This window comes from Kitasatospora sp. NPDC002040, from assembly GCF_040296785.1.
Classification (GTDB): domain Bacteria; phylum Actinomycetota; class Actinomycetes; order Streptomycetales; family Streptomycetaceae; genus Kitasatospora.
This window is the reverse complement of the sequence record NZ_JBEOXV010000006.1, coordinates 79,413-96,134: the sequence shown is the minus strand read 5'-3', so window position 1 is coordinate 96,134 and position 16,722 is coordinate 79,413. Positions and strand designations below refer to the sequence as shown.

The following is a 16,722-nucleotide window of genomic DNA, read 5'->3' as shown; positions in this document are numbered from 1 at the left end:
CGGTGCTCCGCCAATCAGGCGAAACGGGTCCGGGCCGCCCGGCCCGGACCCGCTCGTCACAGTGCCCGGCGGGCCGCGGCGATCCCGCGCGGATCCCAGCCCGGCCGCGGGACGGAGTCCAACAGCAGCCGGGTGTACGGGTGTTGCGGCCGGGCGAGCACCTCGGCGGTCGCCCCGGCCTCCACGATCGCGCCGTGCCGCATCACGATCACCTGGTCGGTGACACAGCGCACCACGCCCAGGTCGTGGGTGATGAACAGGTAGCCGATGCCGGTCTGCTCGCGGATGTCGGAGAGCAGGTTGAGGATCTGCGCCTGCACCGAGACGTCGAGCGCCGCCACCGCCTCGTCCAGCACCAGCACGGACGGCTCGACCGCCAGCGCCCGGGCGATCGCGACCCGCTGGCGCTGCCCGCCGGACAGCTGGCGCGGAAGGGCGCCGGCCTCCCGGCTGCCGAGGCCGACCTGCTCCAGCAGCTCGGCGATCCGGCGGGGGTGGTCCCCGTCCGGGAAGTGCAGCCGGAGCGTCTCGCGCAGCACGGCGCCGACCGTGGTCCTGGGGTCGAGCGAGAGGAAGGGGTCCTGGAAGACCATCTGCACCTCGCGCGCCCTGGCCAGGCGGGCGGCCCGGCCGCGCTGCGCCCGGGTCCGGTCCTGACCGTGCACCAGCACCCGTCCGGCGTCGGCGCGTTCGAGCCCGACCACGATCCTGGCGGTGGTGGTCTTGCCCGAACCGGACTCGCCGACGATGCCCAGCGAGCCGCCCTCGGCCAGCCGGAACGAGACGTCGTCGACCGCCTGCACGCTCCCGTACGTCCGGCGCAGGCCGACCACCTGCAGGACGGTGCGCGGCGAGTCCTCCGGCGGGGCGGCCGGGGCGGCGGCCTCAGGCATGGGTGGCATCGGTGCTCATCTCCCGGAGCTGGTCGCTGTGGTGACAGGCCGTCCGGCGGGTCGGCTCGCCGACCACCGGGAGCAGGGCGGGCGCCTGCTGGCTGCACAGGAAGGTGGCGAGCGGGCAGCGGGCGGCGAACGGGCAGCCCGGTACCTCGTCGCGCAGGCTCGGCGGCCGGCCCTCGATCGCGGCCAGCCGCCCCTGCGGGGCGTCCAGGCGCGGGGTCGAGTCGAGCAGCGCTGCCGTGTAGGGGTGCAGCGGCCGGCCGAACAGGGCTTCGGCGGGGCCGGTCTCGGCGATCCGTCCGGCGTACATCACGTACACCCGGTCGCTGATCGCGGCGGCCAGGCCCAGGTCGTGGGTGACGAACAGCAGCCCGGTGCCGAAGCGTTCGCGCAGGTCGGCGAGGAGTGCCACCACCTCGGCCTGGGTGGTGACGTCCAGGGCGGTGGTCGGCTCGTCGGCGAGGATCAGGGCCGGGTCGCCCATCAGCGCGGCCGCGATCATCACCCGTTGCAGCATGCCGCCGGAGAGCTGGCCGGGGTACTGGCGCAGCACCTTGGCGGTGAGGCCGACGGCGTCCAGCATCTCGGTGGCCCGCGCGGTGGCGGCGGCCCGGTCGGTGCGGGTGTTGAGCCGCAGGCTCTCGGTCAGGAAGTCCCCGATCCGGCGCAGCGGGTTGATGGCCGCCCGGGGGTCCTGGAAGATCATCGACGCGGTGCCGGTGCGCAGCCCGCGCAACTGCTCGGGCGTCATGGTGAGGACGTCCTCGCCGTTCACCCGCACCGTGCCCTCGGTGCCGGCGCCGGGCGGCAGCAGCCCGAGCACACTGCGCGAGGTGAGGCTCTTGCCGGAGCCCGACTCGCCGACCAGGGCGACGGTCTCCCCGGCGTCGACGAACAGGTCGACCCCGGTGAGCACGGGCCGTACGGCGCCCGGCAGATGGAGCCGGAACGCCTGGATGTCGAGGGTCTTCGGCGCTGTCTTCGGTGCTGTCTTCGACGGTGTCGTCATCGGTCCCTCCTGGAGACCTGGTCGGCCCAGCGCTCGCCGACCACGTTGAAGGCGACCACGGTCAGCACGATGGCCGCACAGGGCACCACCGCCGACAGCGGGTACCCCTGCTGGATCGCGGACTGGCCGTCGAAGACCATCCGCCCCCAGTCGGGGGTCAGCGCGGGGACGCCGAGCCCGAGGAAGGCCAGACCGGCCAGGTCGAGCAGGGCGTAGCCGAAGTTGATGGTGGACTGGGCCAGGATCACCGGGGCGATCGAGGGCACCACGTGCCGCAGGCAGATCTGCAGGCCCGAGTGCCCCTGCACCTGGTACGCCTCGACGTAGGGGCGTTCGCGCTCGGCCAGCACCAGTGAGCGGGTGAGCCGGCTGACGTACGGCAGGTACGCCACCGCCAGTGCGATCACCGGGGCGAGCAGGCCCTCGCCGTAGACGGCGACGATCAGGATCGCCAGCAGCATGCCGGGGAAGGCGAAGATCAGCTCGGTGCTGCGGGACAGCACCGAGTCGAGCCAGCCACCGCGCCAGGCGGCCAGGACGCCGACGGCGACCCCGGCCAGGGTGGAGAAGGCGACCACGCCGAGCGGTCCGAGCAGCGAGGTGCGGGCGCCGGTCATCAGCCGGGACAGGGTGTCCCGGCCCGAGGCGTCGACGCCGAGCAGGTGCTCGCCGGAAGGGCCGGCCAGCGCGTTGCCCAGGTCGACCGTGTTGGGGTCGTACGGGGCCAGCCAGGGGGCGAGCAGTGCGAGCAGCACCACCAGCAGGACGAAGCCCAGGCAGATCCGGTAGAGCGGGGCCCGGGCGGTCCTGATCCTGGCCAGGCCGGGGCGGTGCAGGACGGTGGCGGTCATGCCGCGGACCTCCTCGGACCGAGGGTGACCCGGGGGTCGACCAGCGGGTGCAGCAGGTCGACCACCAGGTTCACCGTCATGAACAGCCCGACCATGATCAGCGAGATCGCCTGCACGGTGGGGAAGTCCTTGGTGGTGGTGGACAGTTCGAGCAGCTGGCCGATGCCGCCGACGCTGAACGCCGACTCCACCAGCACCGTGCAGACCAGCAGGGTGGAGATGATCAGACCGCCGGTGGTGAGCACGGTGCCCAGCGCGTTGCGGAAGACGTGACGGCGGATCACCTGGTGCTCCGACACCCCGCGGCTGCGGGCCACGGTGACGTGCTCCTGGCCCAGGCCGTCGAGCATCGCGGCCCGGGTGACCCGGGCCAGCATGCCGATCAGGTAGCAGGCCAGCGCGATCGCGGGCAGGGTCAGGTGCCAGAGCATCTGGCCGAAGCCCTCCCCGGTGCCGCCGGTGGGGAACCAGCCCAGCCGCACCGCGAACAGGCCCTGCAGCAGCACCGCGGCGACGAAGGCCGGCGTACCGACCGCGAACGCGGTGGTGACCAGGATGCCGGAGTCGACCGCGCCGCCCCTGACCGCGCCGATCCAGCCCAGCAGCAGGCCGAGCACGACGACCAGGACCAGCGCCATCGCCACCAGCAGCAGCGTGCTGGGCAGCCGGTCCGCCAACAGCCGGGAGACGTCGGTGCGGTAGGTGATCGACCGGCCGAAGTCGCCGTGCGCCAACTGGCCCAGCCAGCGCAGGTACTGGACCGCGAACGGGTCGTCCAGGTGGTACTGGGCGTTGATCGCCTGGAGCGCCTCGGGGGAGGCCGAGCGCCCGGAGAGCAGGAAGCTGGCCGGGCTGCCCGGCGCCAGGTACATCGCTCCGAAGATCACGAAGGAGGCGCCGAGCAGCGTCGCTGCCATCTCCGCCAGCCGTCGGGCGGCGAATCGGAGGAACATCACCGGGTGGCTCCCACATCGGCCGCCCACGGGTAGTACATGTACGAGATGGTGGTCGGCGCGCCGGTGATCCGCTTGTTCAGGAACACCGCGGTCGGCCACTCCGCCACCGGGACCCAGAGCAGCTGCTCGGAGGCGGTCTTCTGCAGCTTCGCCGTGATCGCCGACCGCTGCGCGAGGTCCGAGGTGGTGGTGGCCTGCTTGACCAGGTCGTCGTACGCCGGGTCGCTGAAGCCCGCGTAGTTCTGGAACGCGCCGGTCTTGAAGTTGGCCAGCAGGTCCAGCGGGTCGGTGATGGAGTCGTAGTACGTCTCCGGGAACATGTCGATGCCCTCGCGGGCCGAGGCGTCGGTGAACAGCGCGGTGAACGCGTTCGGCGCGATCGTCTTCAGCTGGACGTTCAGGCCGATCCTGCTGCCGGCCGCCTGGACGGCGGTGGCGAGCAGGGAGACGTCCTGGCCGATCGAGCTGGTCGCCACCGTGATGGTCTTCCCGGTGGCGCCGGCCTCCTTGACCAGGGCCTTGGCCTGCTCGACGTCCTGCACGGTCGGGGTCAGGCCGGTGAACGCGTCCTTCTGCACGTCCGCCGGTGCGGCGGCCCAGGCGCCGCGGGTGGTGAGCGAACCGGTGACGGTGCCCGCCCCGCCGAGGCCGGACTTCACGAAGCCGGAGCGGTCCAGCGCGAGCGAGAGCGCTTTGCGGACCCGGAGGTCGCCCAGCGCGCCCTTCATGTTGGTGACGTTGACGTTGACCGTGCTGAGGCCCTCGCCGAAGTAGAGGCTGCCGACGCCGCTGGTGCGCAGGCGCTCGTAGCTCTCGGTCGGGATCAGGTAGCCGCCGTCGGCCTCGCCGCTGATCATCGCGTTGACCCGGGCCGAGGAGTCGGTCAGGAAGCGGAAGACGGCCTTGGCCGACTTCGCCCTGGTGCCCCAGTAGTTGTCGAAGCGGTCCAGCTCGACCGACTGCCCCTTGGCCCAACTGCCCAGCGTGAACGGGCCGGTGCAGTCCAGGCTGCCGGTGGTGCCGTAGTCCTTGCCGGCCGCCTCGACCCCGGCCTTGGCCGCCACCACACCGGCCGCGGTGGCCATGTACTGGTTGAACTGCGAGTCGGGTTGGGTCAGCTTGACCGTGACCTGGAGCGGGCCGGTCTTGGTGATGGTGCTGACGTTCTGGAACTGCGAGGCCCAGGCCGCCGCGTTCTCCGGGTCCATCTGGCGGCCGAGGCTGTAGACCACGTCGTCGGCCGTCAGCACGCTGCCGTCGTGGAAGTGCACGCCGGCCCGCAGGTCGTAGACCCAGGTGGTCGGGTCGGGGTTGGACGCCTTCTCCGCCAGGCCGGGGGCCAGGGTGAGCTGCGGCGTCCACCGCATCAGGCTCTCGCAGACGTTGGAGAGGATGGTGTTCTGCGGGTAGTCGAAGGCGGCGATGTAGTCCAGGGTGGGCGGCTCGGCGTACACGGCCCAGGTGAAGGAGTCGAGTTGGCCCTTCGGCGCGGGTGTGTCGGCGGACAGCTTGAAGGTCGACGTGTCACCGGTGCCGCCGCTCTTCGGCGGGCCGGAGCAGGCGGCGGCCAGGGTGAGGGCGGTCAGGGCGGCGACCGGGAGGGCGAACCGGCGGCCGGAGGATCTGCGGGGGCGGAGCGGGGTGCTGGGCAGCGGTGTGCTGGGCATCGGGGCTCTCTCTTCCGTGCTCGACAGGGGGAGGTGCGGAGCGGGGGCGGGCCGGCGGTGCGTCAGACGGCCGGCACCTGCTGGGTGATGCAGTGCACGCCGCCGCCGCCGTAGGCGATCACCCGGGAGCGGACGCCGACCACCTTGCGGCCGGGCAGCGCGGCCGCGATCACCGCGAGCGCCCCCTCGTCCTCGGGGCGGTCCGCCACCGGGACGACCACGCCGCCGTTGGCGATGTAGAAGTTGAGGTAGCCCACCTCGGTGTGCTTGCCGTCCACCTCGACGAACGAGCTCTGCGGCAGGTCGATGATCTCCAGCTTGCGCCCCTGGGCGTCCACGGCCGCCTCCAGCACCGCGCGGTTGTCGCGCATCCGCTGGTAGTCCGGGTGGGCCGGGTCGCTCGGGAGCTGCACGACCACCTTGCCGGGGGCGACGAAGGCGCAGACGCCGTCCACGTGCCCGTCGGTCTCGGTGTCGAGCAGACCGCCGTACGGCAGCCAGATCACCGTGGTGACACCGAGCTTGGCGATCAGCTCGGCCTCGATCTCCTCCTTGCTCATCCCCGGGTTGCGGTTGGGGTGCAGCAGGCACTGCTCGGTGGTGATCAGGGTGCCCTCGCCGTCGACGGTGATCGCGCCGCCCTCGAGGATCATCCGGGAGTCGATCCGCTCGACGCCGAGCCGCTCCAGCAGCGCGGCGGCGATCCGGTCGTCGGTGTCGAACGGGTGGTGCTTGCCGCCCCAGGCGTTGAACCGGAAGTCCACGCCCGCGCGCTGCCCGTCCGGGCCGAGCACGAAGATCGGGCCCGAGTCGCGGAACCACGAGTCGTCCAGCGGGAGTTCGACCACCTCGATGCCGTCGCCGCACAGGGCGCGGGCGTCCTCGCCCTGCCCCGGACAGGTGACCATGGTCACCGGCTCGAACTCGGCGATCGCACGGGCGACCTGGGCGTACTCCCGGCGGGCCTCGTCCAGGGTGTCGCCCCACAGCTCGGCCCGGGTCGGCCAGGCCATCAGGCAGCCCTGGTGCTCGGTCCACTCGGCGGGCATGCGGTAACTCATGTTCTTCTCCTGCTTGTTGAGCGTGGCAGTGGGAGGCGGGCCGGTGCCGGTCAGGCGGCCGGCTGGGACTGGGTGGCGCAGTGGATGCCGCCGCCGCCGGCCGCGATGGCGTCGATGTCGAGCTGGACCACGGTGCGGTCGGGGTACTGGGCCTGGAGGATCGCGGCGGCGACCGCGTCCGCCCGGCTGTCGCCGAACTGCGGCACCAGGACGGCGCCGTTGGCGGTGTAGTAGTTGGTGTAGCTGGAGAGGAACTCCTTGCCGCGGCCTCGGATCAACCTGCGGTCCGGGGCCGGGAGTTCGGTGATCCGGAGGCGGCGCCCGGCCGCGTCGGTGGCGCTCTCCAGGACCTGCTTCGCCTCGCGGTAGACCGCGACCCACTTGGGGTCGGTGCCGGGTCCGGGCCGGTCCAGGATCACCTGGCCGGGGGTAGTGAAGCGGGCCAGGCAGTCGATGTGGCAGTCGGTGATGTCCTGCCCGGCCAGGCCGGGCACCCAGATCACCTTCTCGATGCCGAGCGAGGCCTTCAGCGCCTGCTCGACCTGGCCCTGGCTCATCCCCGGATTGCGGTTGGAGTTCACCAGCGAGCTGACCGTGGCCAGCAGCGTGCCCTGGCCGTCGGTCTCCAGCGAGCCGCCCTCGCCGACGAACGACGCCTCGATCCGCTGCACCCCGTACTCGGTCAGCAGGGTCGCCGCGGCGGCGGCGTCGTTGCGGAAGGGCTGCTGGTAGCTGGTGCCGCTCTTGCCCCAGCCGTTGAAGTTGGTGTCCACCCCGGCCACGGCACCACCGGGGGCGACCACGAAGGTCGGACCGAAGTCGCGGATCCACAGGTCGTCGTTCGGGATCTCCAGCACCTCGATGCCGTAGTACCCGCCCGAGCCGCAGTAGTACCGGGCGTCCGCTGCCTGCCCGGGGCGGGCCAGCACGACCACCGGCTCGTAGCGGGAGAGCTCGTACGCGACGTTGGCGACGGCCGTGCGGACGGCGGTGAGCCGGTTCTCCCAGACCGAGGCGAGGGCGGGCCAGGCCATGAAGGTGCGGAGGTGCCGGTCGTGCTCGGCGGGCATCCGGAACGCGGTCGGTGCGGGGGCGGCGTGCGCCGGGGTGGAGAGCGCCGCCGTCCCGAGGGCCAGGACGGGCAGGGCCGCCGCGCCGTACCGGAGCAGGCTCCGGCGGGACGTTGCTGGCGTGTCCATGTGACTCCCTAGAGGGGTTGGGAGGTGTGGGGTGACCCACATCCTGCTCCGTACTGAAAATTCAGTCAAGGCGTGAGTGGTCTCAAGTTGGCCAAGGGGTGGCCGGAGGGTGGATGCGGCCGGGTCCGGGCCAGGCTCGACCCGGGGGATGCCGGTTGAGCTGGGAAGTCTCTCCGTCGGCGCACGATCCGCTCTCCTGAAGAATCGATCAGGAAAATGCAGCAGGTAGCGCCGCCGGCGAGTAGAGTGACCGCTCGTGTCCGACCGTCGAACAGAGATACTCAGAGCCGCCACCCGCGTCATAGCGCGGCGGGGCGTACGCGGGCTGCGCGTGGGCGAGCTGGCAGCGGAGGCCGGGGTCTCCACCTCGCTGATCTACTACCACTTCACCGACCGGGCCGGCATCCTGCACCAGACGCTGCAGTTCATCAGCGACCGCGCCGACCGCTACACCGCCGAGCGGGAGCCCGGGGCGCCGCCGGACGACCCCCGGGCCGAGCTGGAGCAGATGCTGCTGCTGGAGCTCCAGGACACCGCCGAGGTGCGCGAGAACAGCACGGCCTGGGGCGAGTTGAGGGCCAGCGCGGTCTTCGAGCCCGAGCTGCGCGAGGAGTTGGCGATGGCCACCCACACCTGGGTGCACGAGATCGCCGAACTGCTCGGCCGGGCCCACCCGATGGGCACCGCCCCGGCCCACGCCGCGTCCGCCGAGCGCCTCACCGCACTGCTGGAGGGCCTCAGCGTCCGCTGGCTCAGCGGCTCGCTGCCGCTCGAACACGCCCGTGGACTGCTGAAGGGCGCGATCGCCGCCGAGCTCGGGCGCGGCTGAATCCGAACACTTAACCGTCGCATACGCCCCACCTGTCATGGTGAGTGATCGTCAGTTCACGAGCGATGCGTTGCGGGGGCAGGGCCGATGGCGGGAATCAGGCGTGGTCGACGGGTGGCGTTCGGGGCCGGGGCGGTGGTGGCCGTGCTGGCCGCGGTCGCGGTCGGCAGCGGGGGACCGAGCGGGGCCGGTCCGAGCGCCGCCCCGACCGGGTCGCCCGCGGCCGCGCCCGCGCCCGTGGTCCCGCTGCCGGTCCCCCCGGCCACCCCGAGCCCGAGCCCCAGTCCGAGCTGGGACGGGCAGACCCGGGTGATCGGCGACGGCTCCATGTCCGACACCGGCCCGCAGCCCGGCCGGCCGCCGGTGGAGAAGCTGGCGCCCGGTCAGAAGCCGCCGCAGTTCGTGGTGTTCTCCTGGGACGGCGCGCTGGAGAACGACGACCGCCTGTTCTCCCGCTTCCGCAAGGTGGCCCGGGAGAACAACGCCCACATGACCTTCTTCCTGACCAGCATCTACCTGGTCCCCAAGAGCAAACGCACGCTCTACCGCCCGCCGCAGCACGCTCCGGGCGAGGCCGCGATCTCCTTCCCCACCGACGGGCACATCAAGGACACCCTGCACGAGCTCGGCGAGGCCTGGCGGGAGGGCAACGAGATCGGCACCCACTTCAACGGGCACTTCTGCAACGCCAAGGGCGGCGGCGACTGGAGCGTCGAGGAGTGGCGCTCGGAGATCGACCAGGCCTACTCCTTCGTGGCCGACTGGAAGACCAACACCGGCCTCACCTCGCTGCCCCCGCTGCCCTTCGACTTCCGCAAGGAGCTGGTCGGCGGCCGCGCCCCCTGCCTGGAGGGGCAGAAGAACATGCTCGCCGCCGCCAAGGCCTACGGCTGGCGCTACGACGCCAGCTCCCCGGGCGAGTTCCAGGTCTGGCCGTCCCGGAGGGACGGCATCTGGAACTTCCCGCTCCAGCTGCTGCCCTACCCGGGGCGCTCGTCCCAGGTGCTGTCGATGGACTTCAACTTCCTGGCCAACCAGTCCGGCGACTCCACCGAGGGCGACCCGCGCAAGTACCCCGCCTGGCGGAAGGAGACCCGCGACGGCTACCTCAACGGCTTCGAGCGCGTCTACAACGGCAGCCGGGCACCCCTGTTCATCGGCAACCACTTCGAGACCTGGAACGGCGGCATCTACATGCAGGCGGTCGAGGACGTGGTGAAGTCGGTCTGCGGCCGTGAGGGCGTGCGCTGCGTCTCCTTCCGCGAGCTGGCGGACTGGATGGACGCCCAGGATCCGAAGGTGCTGGACCAGCTGCGGCAGCTGGACCCGGCCCAGGCCCCGGACTGGGCGACCCTGGTCAAGTAGCCGCCCGGGCGGCGCGGTTCAGTCCCGCGCCGCCGCGTACGCGGCCCAGATCGCGGCCGGATGGGCCCAGTCGGGGGCGGTGGACGCCGCCCCCGCCAGCCCCTCCAGCGCGAACAGCTCCATCGTCTTCGGGTCCATCCGGAACACCGTGACCGCCGTGGACACCCCGCCCGAGTAGCCGACGAACCAGCCGGCCGTACGGTCCGCGGCGGTACCGGTCTTGGCCGCCGCCTGCGGCCCCGCCACCCGGGCGGCACCGGCCGTACCGCTCTGGACCGCCCCCCGGAGCGCCTCGTCGACCTGGCGGGCGACCTCCGGGCGCAGCACCTGCGCGGCGGCCGGGAGCCGCAGCGCCAGCTGCGCCCCGTTGCGGGTGACCCGGCTGACCGAGTACGGATCCGTGCGGCGGCCGCCGTCGGCGAAGGCGGTGTAGGCGCCGGCCAGCCGGATCGTGCTCGGCCTGGAGTTGCCGAGCGAGAAGGCCGGCACCGCCTCGCCCAGGCTCGCTGGCAGCAGGCCGAGGTCGAGCGCGGTCCGGCGCACCCCCTCCAGGCCGACGTCCATGCCGAGTTGCAGCATCGGCCCGTTGACGGACTGTTCGACGGCCGTCCGCAGGCCGATCCGGCCGTAGGACCGCCTGCCGTCGTTGGCCACGGTCACGATCTTGCCGTTCCGGGCCCAGTACGGCCCCTCGGGCGTCATCACGTTGACGCCGTCGTCGCCGTCGTACGGCGTGCCGGGGGAGACCGGCGTGCGGGCGCCGCCCCGGCGGAGCTGCACGCCCTGGTCCAGTGCGGCGGCGTAGACGATCGGGGTGAAGGCCGAACCGGCGGGCACGTTCGAGGCGTTGGCGTTGTCGAAGCCCTGCTTGAGGTAGTCCGGGCCGCCGTAGAGCGCGAGGATCCGCCCGTCGGTGCCGACGCTGGCGGCGCCCACCCGGACGTTCTGGTCGGCCGGGCGGTGCTCGGGGTCCAGCTGCCGTCCCTGCTCCTCGACGGCCTTGGCGAGCGCGGCCGTCCTGGCCCGGTCGAAGGTGGTGTGGATCTGGTAGCCGCCGAGGTCGAGCTGAGCCGCCGTCAGGCCGCCGTTGCCCTCCACGTACGACCGGGCCAGCTCCACCAGGTAGCCGGTCTGGCCGCCCAGCCCGGTGTGCGGCGCCGGGCGCTTCGGCTCGGGGAACTCGGTGTACGCGGCCCGCTCGGCGGCGGACAGGTGGCCGGTCTGCACCATCCGGTCCAGGGTCCAGGCCCAGCGCTCGACCGCCCGCTTGCGGTTCTCTGGGCTGATCGCCGGGTCGTACAGGCCGGCGCCCCTGAGGGTGGAGGCCAGGAAGGCGCCCTCGCTGGGGCCGAGCTCCGAGGCGTGCTTGCCGTAGTAGGCCAGCGCGGCTCGCTCGATGCCGTAACTGCCGCGCCCGAACCAGCTGGTGTTCAGGTAGCCGGCCAGGATCTCGTCCTTGGACAGCCGCCGGTCGAGCTTCACGGCGATGACGGCCTCCTCGACCTTGCGGGAGAGGGTCTGGCGCTGCTGCAGGTAGATGTTCTTGACGTACTGCTGGGTGATGGTCGAACCGCCCTGGGTGGCGCCGCCGGTCCCGATCGTGAACACGGCCCGTCCGATGCCCTTGGCCGAGATCCCCGAGTCCGAGTAGAAGTCGGCGTTCTCGGCCGAGAGCACCGCCCACCGGACCGACTCGGGCACCGAGTCGAGCGGCACCTCCTGACGGTTCACCAGGCCGGTGCGGGCCATCTCGGTGCCGTCGGCCCAGAAGTAGACGTTGTTCTGCTGGGTGGCGAAGGAGTTGAGGTCGCGGGGGATCTCGGTGTGCAGGTAGATCCAGGCGGCGGTGCCGGTCAGTGCGACGGTGCCGAGCAGCGCGCCCCCGAGCAGCTGCCGCCAGGACGGCAGCCAGCGCCGCAGCCCCCGGCGGCCCCGGCGGGGGTAGTCGGGGCGGAGCCGGCTCCACCGCCGGCTCCGCCTGGTCGACTCCGGTAACTCGTTCGGCCTGCCCGGTCGGATGCGCACGGTCTGCCCCCGCATTGTGGCTCGTCACGTTTCCTCTTCTGGAGAAGAACGTGATCGGGGGGCGATCAGGTTTTCGAATCGGGCCGTGATCAGGGTCACATGGGCGTGATCAGCCCGGCTTGCCGGGCTGGTCGTGGGTGGAGCAGTGGATCCCGCCGCCGCCGGAGGCGATGCCGTCGATCTTCACCGGCACCACCTCCCGGCCGGGGAAGTGGTCGCGGAGGATCTGCTGGGCCCGGTCGTCCGCCCGGCTGTCGCCGAACTCCGGCAGGAACAGCGCCTTGTTGGCGACGTAGAAGTTGATGTACGAGGAGACGAAGGCGTCGCCCCGGCCGGTGATCCGGTCCGGGTCGGGCTGCGGCAGCTCGATCACCTGCAGCGGCTTCCCGTGCGCGTCCGTGGCGGTCCGCAGCACCTCCCGGGCCTGCGCGGCCGAGCGGGACCAGACGTCGGCGGGCGCGCCGGGGAACGGCTGGTCCAGCAGCACCACGCCGGGGGCGGCGAACCGGACCAGGCAGTCCACGTGCGCGTCGGTGATGTCCTGGTCGCGCACCCCGGCGAACCAGATCACCTTGGTGACGCCGAGCGCCTGCTTCAGCTCGGCCTCGATCAGGTCCCGGCTCTTCCCCGGGTTGCGGCGCTCGTTGACCACCGAGCTCTCGGTGACCATCAGGGTGCCCTGGCCGTCGGTCTCGAACGAGCCGCCCTCGCCGACCACCGGGGTCCGGACCCGCTCGATGCCGTACCTGCCGAGCACGGCGGCGGCCAGCGCGGTGTCGTTGCCGTGCTCCTTCTGCTTGTTGCCCCAGCCGCTGAAGTTGAAGTCCACGCCCTTGAGCACGCCCGAGTCCTCCACGAACACCGGCACGGTGTCGCGCGCCCACAGGTCGTCGACCGCCAGCGGGACCACCTCGACCGCCGAGCCGCAGGCGCGCTGGGCGGCGTCCACCTGCCCGGGGCGGGCCAGCATCACCACGGCCTCGAAGCCCCCGACCGCCTGCGCCAGCCGGGCGATGTCCGCACGCACCTCCGGCAGTTGGTCGCCCCAGATGCCGGTCGAGGCGGGCCAGGCCATGAAGGTGCGGGCGTGGCTCTCCCACTCGGCTCCGAACCTGCGCCCCGGTACGGCGTCCGGGGCGGGCGGCGGGGTGGCGCCGGGGGCGGCCGGTTCCTCCTCGTCGTCGAAGGGGGCGCAGGCGGCGGCCCCCAGGGTGAGCAGGCTCGCACCGGCGGCGGCGCGCAGCACGGAACGGCGGGACAACGGGAATTCAGGCACGGGAACACTCCGGCAGGAGGGAGGGGATGGACAGGACTGCGGCGGGCGGGGCCCGGCTACGGCAGCGGTTCCTGCATGGTCGAGCAGTGGATGCCGCCGCCGCCGGCCATCAGCCGGTCGACGTCGAGCTGGACGACCTCGCGGCCGGGGAAGGCGGCGGCCAGGGTCCGCAGCGCGGCGGCGTCCTTGACCGCGTCGCCGAACTGGGCGGAGATCACCGCGCCGTTGACGACGTGGAAGTTGAGGTAGGAGTCGACGAACTTCGAGTCCCTGGAGCGCACGGTGTCGGGGCCGTCGACCCGGATCACCTGGAGCCGCCGACCCCGGGCGTCGGTGGCGCGGGACAGGATGTCGAACTGCTCGCGGGCGTCCCTGGCCCAGACGTCGTTGCGGTCGGCCGGCGGCAGTTGCACCAGCACCACGCCCGGCCTGACGAACCGTGAGGTGACGTCGATGTGGTCGTCGGTGATGTCCCGGCCCTTGATGCCGGGGACCCAGATCATCCGGTCCGCGCCGTAGACGTCGAGGACGGCCTGCTCGATCTCGTCCCGGCTCATGCCGCGGTTGCGGTTCTTGTTGACCAGGCTGCTCTCGGTGGCCATCACGGTGCCGTCGCCGTCGGTCTCGACCGAGCCGCCCTCGCCGACGAAGTCGGCGTAGTGGAACGGGAGCCGGAGCCGGGCGGCGATGCCGGCGGCCACCTCGGCGTCGTCGCGGTGGGTCTGCTTGTGGCCCCAGCCGTTGAAGTTGAGGCCGACCGCGTCGAGCCCGCCGGTGCCGTCCCGGCGGAAGACCGGGGCGGTGTCGCGCATCCAGAGGTCGTCGGTGGGGATGGCGGCGGTCACCTCGACCGAGGGGCCGCAGGCGGCCCGGGCCTCGCGGACGCTGTACTCGTCGGGGGCGCACAGCACCACCGGCTCGTAGCGGGCGACGGTCCGGGCGATCAGCGCGATGTCCTGCTGGACCCCGGACAGCTGCCTGCCCCAGACGGACTTGCGGGACGGCCACGACATCCAGGTCCGCGCGTGCGGTACGTCGTCCCGGTCCACCCACCAGCGGGGAAGTTCCTCGTCCTGGTCCGGGACGGGGGGCACCGAGGCCGCGGCTCCGAAGAGCCGGCCGAACAGGGAACGGCTGGTGCCGTGGGGGTCGTTCATGGGTCTTCCCATCGAGTATCGCCCGCCCGAGCATTGTGCGCGCTGGTCCCTGCACTCTCGCATTGACTGAAAATTCAGTCAATGTGACGATGCCGACTCGGCCCGGCCATCCCGAGGGCGGCCGTCGGCAGGGGCGGCGTCAGCCGCGCAGGTGGGTCAGCTCGCTGTCGACCGCGCCGCCCAGCAGCTCACGGGCGTGCGCCAGCGGCAGGCTGCCGCTGAGCCAGCGGATGCTCAGGCCCTCGACCAGGGCGGTCAGCCGCTCGGCCGAGCCGGCCAGGGCCGCGGCGCCGCTCATCGGCTGCACCCGGCCGAGCAGCAGGGCGACCTCCTGGATCCAGACCAGGGTGGAGCGGGCCAGGTCCTCCCGGAGCTCCGGCTCGAACACCGCGCTGGCGCGCAGCTCGCCCCAGGCGGTGCTGTTCTCCCGCACCTCGGGAGTGTCCTGGAACTCCAGCAGCAGGGTCTGCTTCAGCTCGTCCAGGGCGGTCAGCGGCCCGGCGGCGTCGAGGTGGCCGGTGGTGTACCGCTCGGCCCGGTCGCTGATGAACTCCAGCGTGGCCCGCAGGATGCCGGTGCGGTCCTTGAAGTGGTAGTAGATCAGCGCCGTGGACACGCCCGCCTCGGCGGACAGCTCCTCCACGCGCAAGCCGCGGACACCGCGCCGGGCGATGACCCGCGCCGCCGCTTCCAGGATTGAAGTCTTCCGGTCTGCCACGGGCCACCACCCTACCGGGCGGCAGCCGGGGTGGCGGAGGGTGGTCCTGACTGAAATTACAGTCGGATAGGATCCGGTGCCATCCGGCTGCCGGGGCGGCCCCACCCGCCCGCGACCACCCGTTGGAGAGCCATCGTGACCACTTCGGACTTCCCCACACCCGCCACCTTCGAACCGCTGTCCGCCGACGACCCGCAGCAGGTGGGCGGGTACCGGCCGACCGCGCGGCTGGGCGCCGGCGGGATGGGCCGGGTCTACCTGGCCCACACGCCCGCCGGACGGCCGGTGGCGCTCAAGGTGGTGCGGCCCGAGCTGGCGCAGGACCCGGGCTTCCGGGAGCGCTTCGCCCAGGAGGTCGCCAGCGCCCGCCGCATCCACGGGCTCTACACCGCGCAGGTGGTCGACGCGGGCGTGGACGCGGCGCTGCCGTGGCTGGCGACCGCGTACGTGCCGGGGCCCTCGCTGCACCAGGTGGTGCACCGGCACGGGCCGCTGCCGGAGCGGACGGTCCTGCTGGTGATGGCCGGGGTCGCCGAGGCGCTGCAGGCCGTCCACGCGGCCGGGGTGGTGCACCGCGACCTCAAGCCCGGCAACGTGCTGCTCGCCGCCGACGGGCCGCGCGTGATCGACTTCGGCATCGCCCGGGCCGCCGACGCCGGGGCCCTCACCGGGACCGGCCTGCGGATCGGCTCACCCGGCTACATGGCGCCCGAGCAGGCCCTCGGCCGCCCGGCCGGACCGGCCACCGACGTGTTCGCGCTGGGGGCGCTGGCCGTCTGCATCAGCGGCGGCACCCCGCCGTTCGGCGACGGTCCCGAGTCGGTCGCGCTGTACCGCGCCGTGCACGAGCAGCCCGACCTGTCCCGGGTGCCGCCCGGCCTGCACCAGCTGCTGCTGCACTGCCTGGCCAAGGACCCGGCGCACCGGCCGAACCCCGCCCAGATCATCGACGCGGCCCGCCGACACCCTTTGATGGGCGGGCAGTTGAGCTTCAGCGAGGACTGGCTGCCGCACCCGGTCAGCACCGAGATCCGGCACCGGTCGGAACTGCCCACCGCCTTCGGCCCGGCCCCGACGGTGCTCGCCCCGGCTCCGGCACCGGCCGCCACCGCTCCGGCTGTGCCCGCACCGCGGCGCGGCGGGCACAGGCGGACGGCGCTGGCCGTGACGGCGGCCCTGCTGGTCGGCGCGGCCGGCGCCTTCGTCCTGCTGGACCCGGCGGACGACGAGGAGGCCGGCCCCGGCACCCTCGCGGCCGCTCCGGTCGCCACCCCCACGCCCACCGCCACCCCCACGCCCGCACCGTCCGCAGCGCCGACCGCGACCGGCTACACCGCCGTCCACACCGGGGTCGAACTGCTCGCACCGGACAGCTCGTACGAGTTCGACCTCAGGGCCGGCAAGGTGGTGCCGCAGGACGCCGTCTCCTGGTACCTGGGCCGGAGCAGCACCGAGTTCCTGGTCCCGGAGGACAGCGACAGCCACATCGCCCCCGGCGACCGGCTCACCCCGGGCGACTGCGTCCGGGGCATCGAGAGCCGACTCGCCACCGCCCTCCCGTTCGCCGGCCTCGGCCCCGGCCGCACCTTCTGCGTCCGCAGCCGCAGCACCCGCGACCTGGTCGTGGTGCGGGTGGTCGAGGCGTCACCGGGGGACGGGCCGGTCCGGGTCTCGATGGACTACTACCGGCACGACGGCTGAACCGCCGCC

General features: G+C 72.8%; 14 protein-coding genes. 3 read left to right on the top strand and 11 right to left on the bottom strand.

Features of this window, described 5'->3' with window-relative positions; all coding sequences use genetic code 11:
• Positions 1–56: 56 nt before the first annotated feature.
• The 7 genes from ABT118_RS17470 to ABT118_RS17440 all read right to left on the bottom strand — a co-directional run bounded on the left by ABT118_RS17470 (position 57) and on the right by ABT118_RS17440 (position 7,642).
• Positions 57–893 carry an ABC transporter ATP-binding protein gene (locus tag ABT118_RS17470; protein ID WP_350669662.1) on the bottom strand — a complete coding sequence of 279 codons (837 nt, stop codon included), beginning with the start codon at positions 891–893 and terminating at the stop codon, positions 57–59.
• Positions 886–1,908, bottom strand: coding sequence for an ABC transporter ATP-binding protein (locus tag ABT118_RS17465; RefSeq protein WP_350669408.1), 1,023 nt, complete (start codon positions 1,906–1,908; stop codon positions 886–888). The genes ABT118_RS17470 and ABT118_RS17465 overlap by 8 nt, the downstream gene beginning before the upstream one ends.
• On the bottom strand, positions 1,905–2,759 hold the full coding sequence (locus ABT118_RS17460) for an ABC transporter permease (protein ID WP_350669407.1): 855 nt from the start codon (positions 2,757–2,759) through the stop codon (positions 1,905–1,907). The genes ABT118_RS17465 and ABT118_RS17460 overlap by 4 nt, the downstream gene beginning before the upstream one ends.
• Positions 2,756–3,715 carry an ABC transporter permease gene (locus ABT118_RS17455; protein ID WP_350669406.1) on the bottom strand — a complete coding sequence of 320 codons (960 nt, stop codon included), beginning with the start codon at positions 3,713–3,715 and terminating at the stop codon, positions 2,756–2,758. The genes ABT118_RS17460 and ABT118_RS17455 overlap by 4 nt, the downstream gene beginning before the upstream one ends.
• Entirely contained in the window at positions 3,712–5,382 is a 1,671-nt protein-coding gene (locus ABT118_RS17450) for an ABC transporter substrate-binding protein (RefSeq protein WP_350669405.1), read from the bottom strand. Before ABT118_RS17450 ends, ABT118_RS17455 begins: the two co-directional genes overlap by 4 nt.
• A 62-nt stretch (positions 5,383–5,444) precedes the next feature.
• Positions 5,445–6,443, bottom strand: a complete 999-nt coding sequence (locus ABT118_RS17445; protein WP_350669404.1) for an agmatine deiminase family protein — start codon at positions 6,441–6,443, stop codon at positions 5,445–5,447.
• A 50-nt stretch (positions 6,444–6,493) separates the two neighbouring features.
• Positions 6,494–7,642, bottom strand: a complete 1,149-nt coding sequence (locus ABT118_RS17440) for an agmatine deiminase family protein (protein WP_350669403.1) — start codon at positions 7,640–7,642, stop codon at positions 6,494–6,496.
• 256 nt (positions 7,643–7,898) lie between these two features.
• On the opposite strand from ABT118_RS17440, the gene ABT118_RS17435 reads away from it, so the two are divergent.
• Together ABT118_RS17435 and ABT118_RS17430 are read left to right on the top strand one after the other, a co-directional pair.
• Positions 7,899–8,471 (top strand): TetR/AcrR family transcriptional regulator, encoded by a 573-nt coding sequence (locus tag ABT118_RS17435; RefSeq protein WP_350669402.1) that lies wholly within the window; start codon positions 7,899–7,901, stop codon positions 8,469–8,471.
• Positions 8,472–8,558: 87 nt separating this feature from the next.
• Positions 8,559–9,836 carry a polysaccharide deacetylase family protein gene (locus tag ABT118_RS17430; RefSeq protein WP_350669401.1) on the top strand — a complete coding sequence of 426 codons (1,278 nt, stop codon included), beginning with the start codon at positions 8,559–8,561 and terminating at the stop codon, positions 9,834–9,836.
• 18 nt (positions 9,837–9,854) lie between these two features.
• Here the strand turns inward: ABT118_RS17430 and ABT118_RS17425 are convergent, their stop codons facing one another.
• From ABT118_RS17425 to ABT118_RS17410, 4 genes are all read right to left on the bottom strand, one after another.
• Positions 9,855–11,861: a transglycosylase domain-containing protein gene (locus ABT118_RS17425; RefSeq protein ID WP_350669400.1), complete on the bottom strand. Its 2,007-nt coding sequence runs from the start codon at positions 11,859–11,861 to the stop codon at positions 9,855–9,857.
• A gap of 109 nt (positions 11,862–11,970) precedes the next feature.
• Positions 11,971–13,137, bottom strand: coding sequence for an agmatine deiminase family protein (locus tag ABT118_RS17420; protein ID WP_350669399.1), 1,167 nt, complete (start codon positions 13,135–13,137; stop codon positions 11,971–11,973).
• Between the two features lie 56 nt (positions 13,138–13,193).
• Positions 13,194–14,294, bottom strand: a complete 1,101-nt coding sequence (locus tag ABT118_RS17415; protein ID WP_350669398.1) for an agmatine deiminase family protein — start codon at positions 14,292–14,294, stop codon at positions 13,194–13,196.
• A gap of 139 nt (positions 14,295–14,433) precedes the next feature.
• Positions 14,434–15,012, bottom strand: coding sequence for a TetR/AcrR family transcriptional regulator (locus tag ABT118_RS17410; protein WP_350669395.1), 579 nt, complete (start codon positions 15,010–15,012; stop codon positions 14,434–14,436).
• A 135-nt stretch (positions 15,013–15,147) separates the two neighbouring features.
• Between ABT118_RS17410 and ABT118_RS17405 the strand changes: the two genes are divergently transcribed.
• Entirely contained in the window at positions 15,148–16,713 is a 1,566-nt protein-coding gene (locus ABT118_RS17405; protein WP_350669391.1) for a serine/threonine-protein kinase, read from the top strand.
• Positions 16,714–16,722: the final 9 nt, after the last annotated feature.

Excerpts from the sequence above, each read along its gene's own strand:
- ABT118_RS17465 (WP_350669408.1), bottom strand. The coding sequence starts at position 1,908 with ATGACGACACCGTCGAAGACAGCACCGAAGACAGCGCCGAAGACCCTC.
- ABT118_RS17470 (WP_350669662.1), bottom strand. The coding sequence starts at position 893 with ATGCCTGAGGCCGCCGCCCCGGCCGCCCCGCCGGAGGACTCGCCGCGC.
- ABT118_RS17445 (WP_350669404.1), bottom strand. The coding sequence starts at position 6,443 with ATGAGTTACCGCATGCCCGCCGAGTGGACCGAGCACCAGGGCTGCCTG.
- ABT118_RS17440 (WP_350669403.1), bottom strand. The coding sequence starts at position 7,642 with ATGGACACGCCAGCAACGTCCCGCCGGAGCCTGCTCCGGTACGGCGCG.
- ABT118_RS17460 (WP_350669407.1), bottom strand. The coding sequence starts at position 2,759 with ATGACCGCCACCGTCCTGCACCGCCCCGGCCTGGCCAGGATCAGGACC.
- ABT118_RS17415 (WP_350669398.1), bottom strand. The coding sequence starts at position 14,294 with ATGAACGACCCCCACGGCACCAGCCGTTCCCTGTTCGGCCGGCTCTTC.
- ABT118_RS17450 (WP_350669405.1), bottom strand. The coding sequence starts at position 5,382 with ATGCCCAGCACACCGCTGCCCAGCACCCCGCTCCGCCCCCGCAGATCC.
- ABT118_RS17430 (WP_350669401.1), top strand. The coding sequence starts at position 8,559 with ATGGCGGGAATCAGGCGTGGTCGACGGGTGGCGTTCGGGGCCGGGGCG.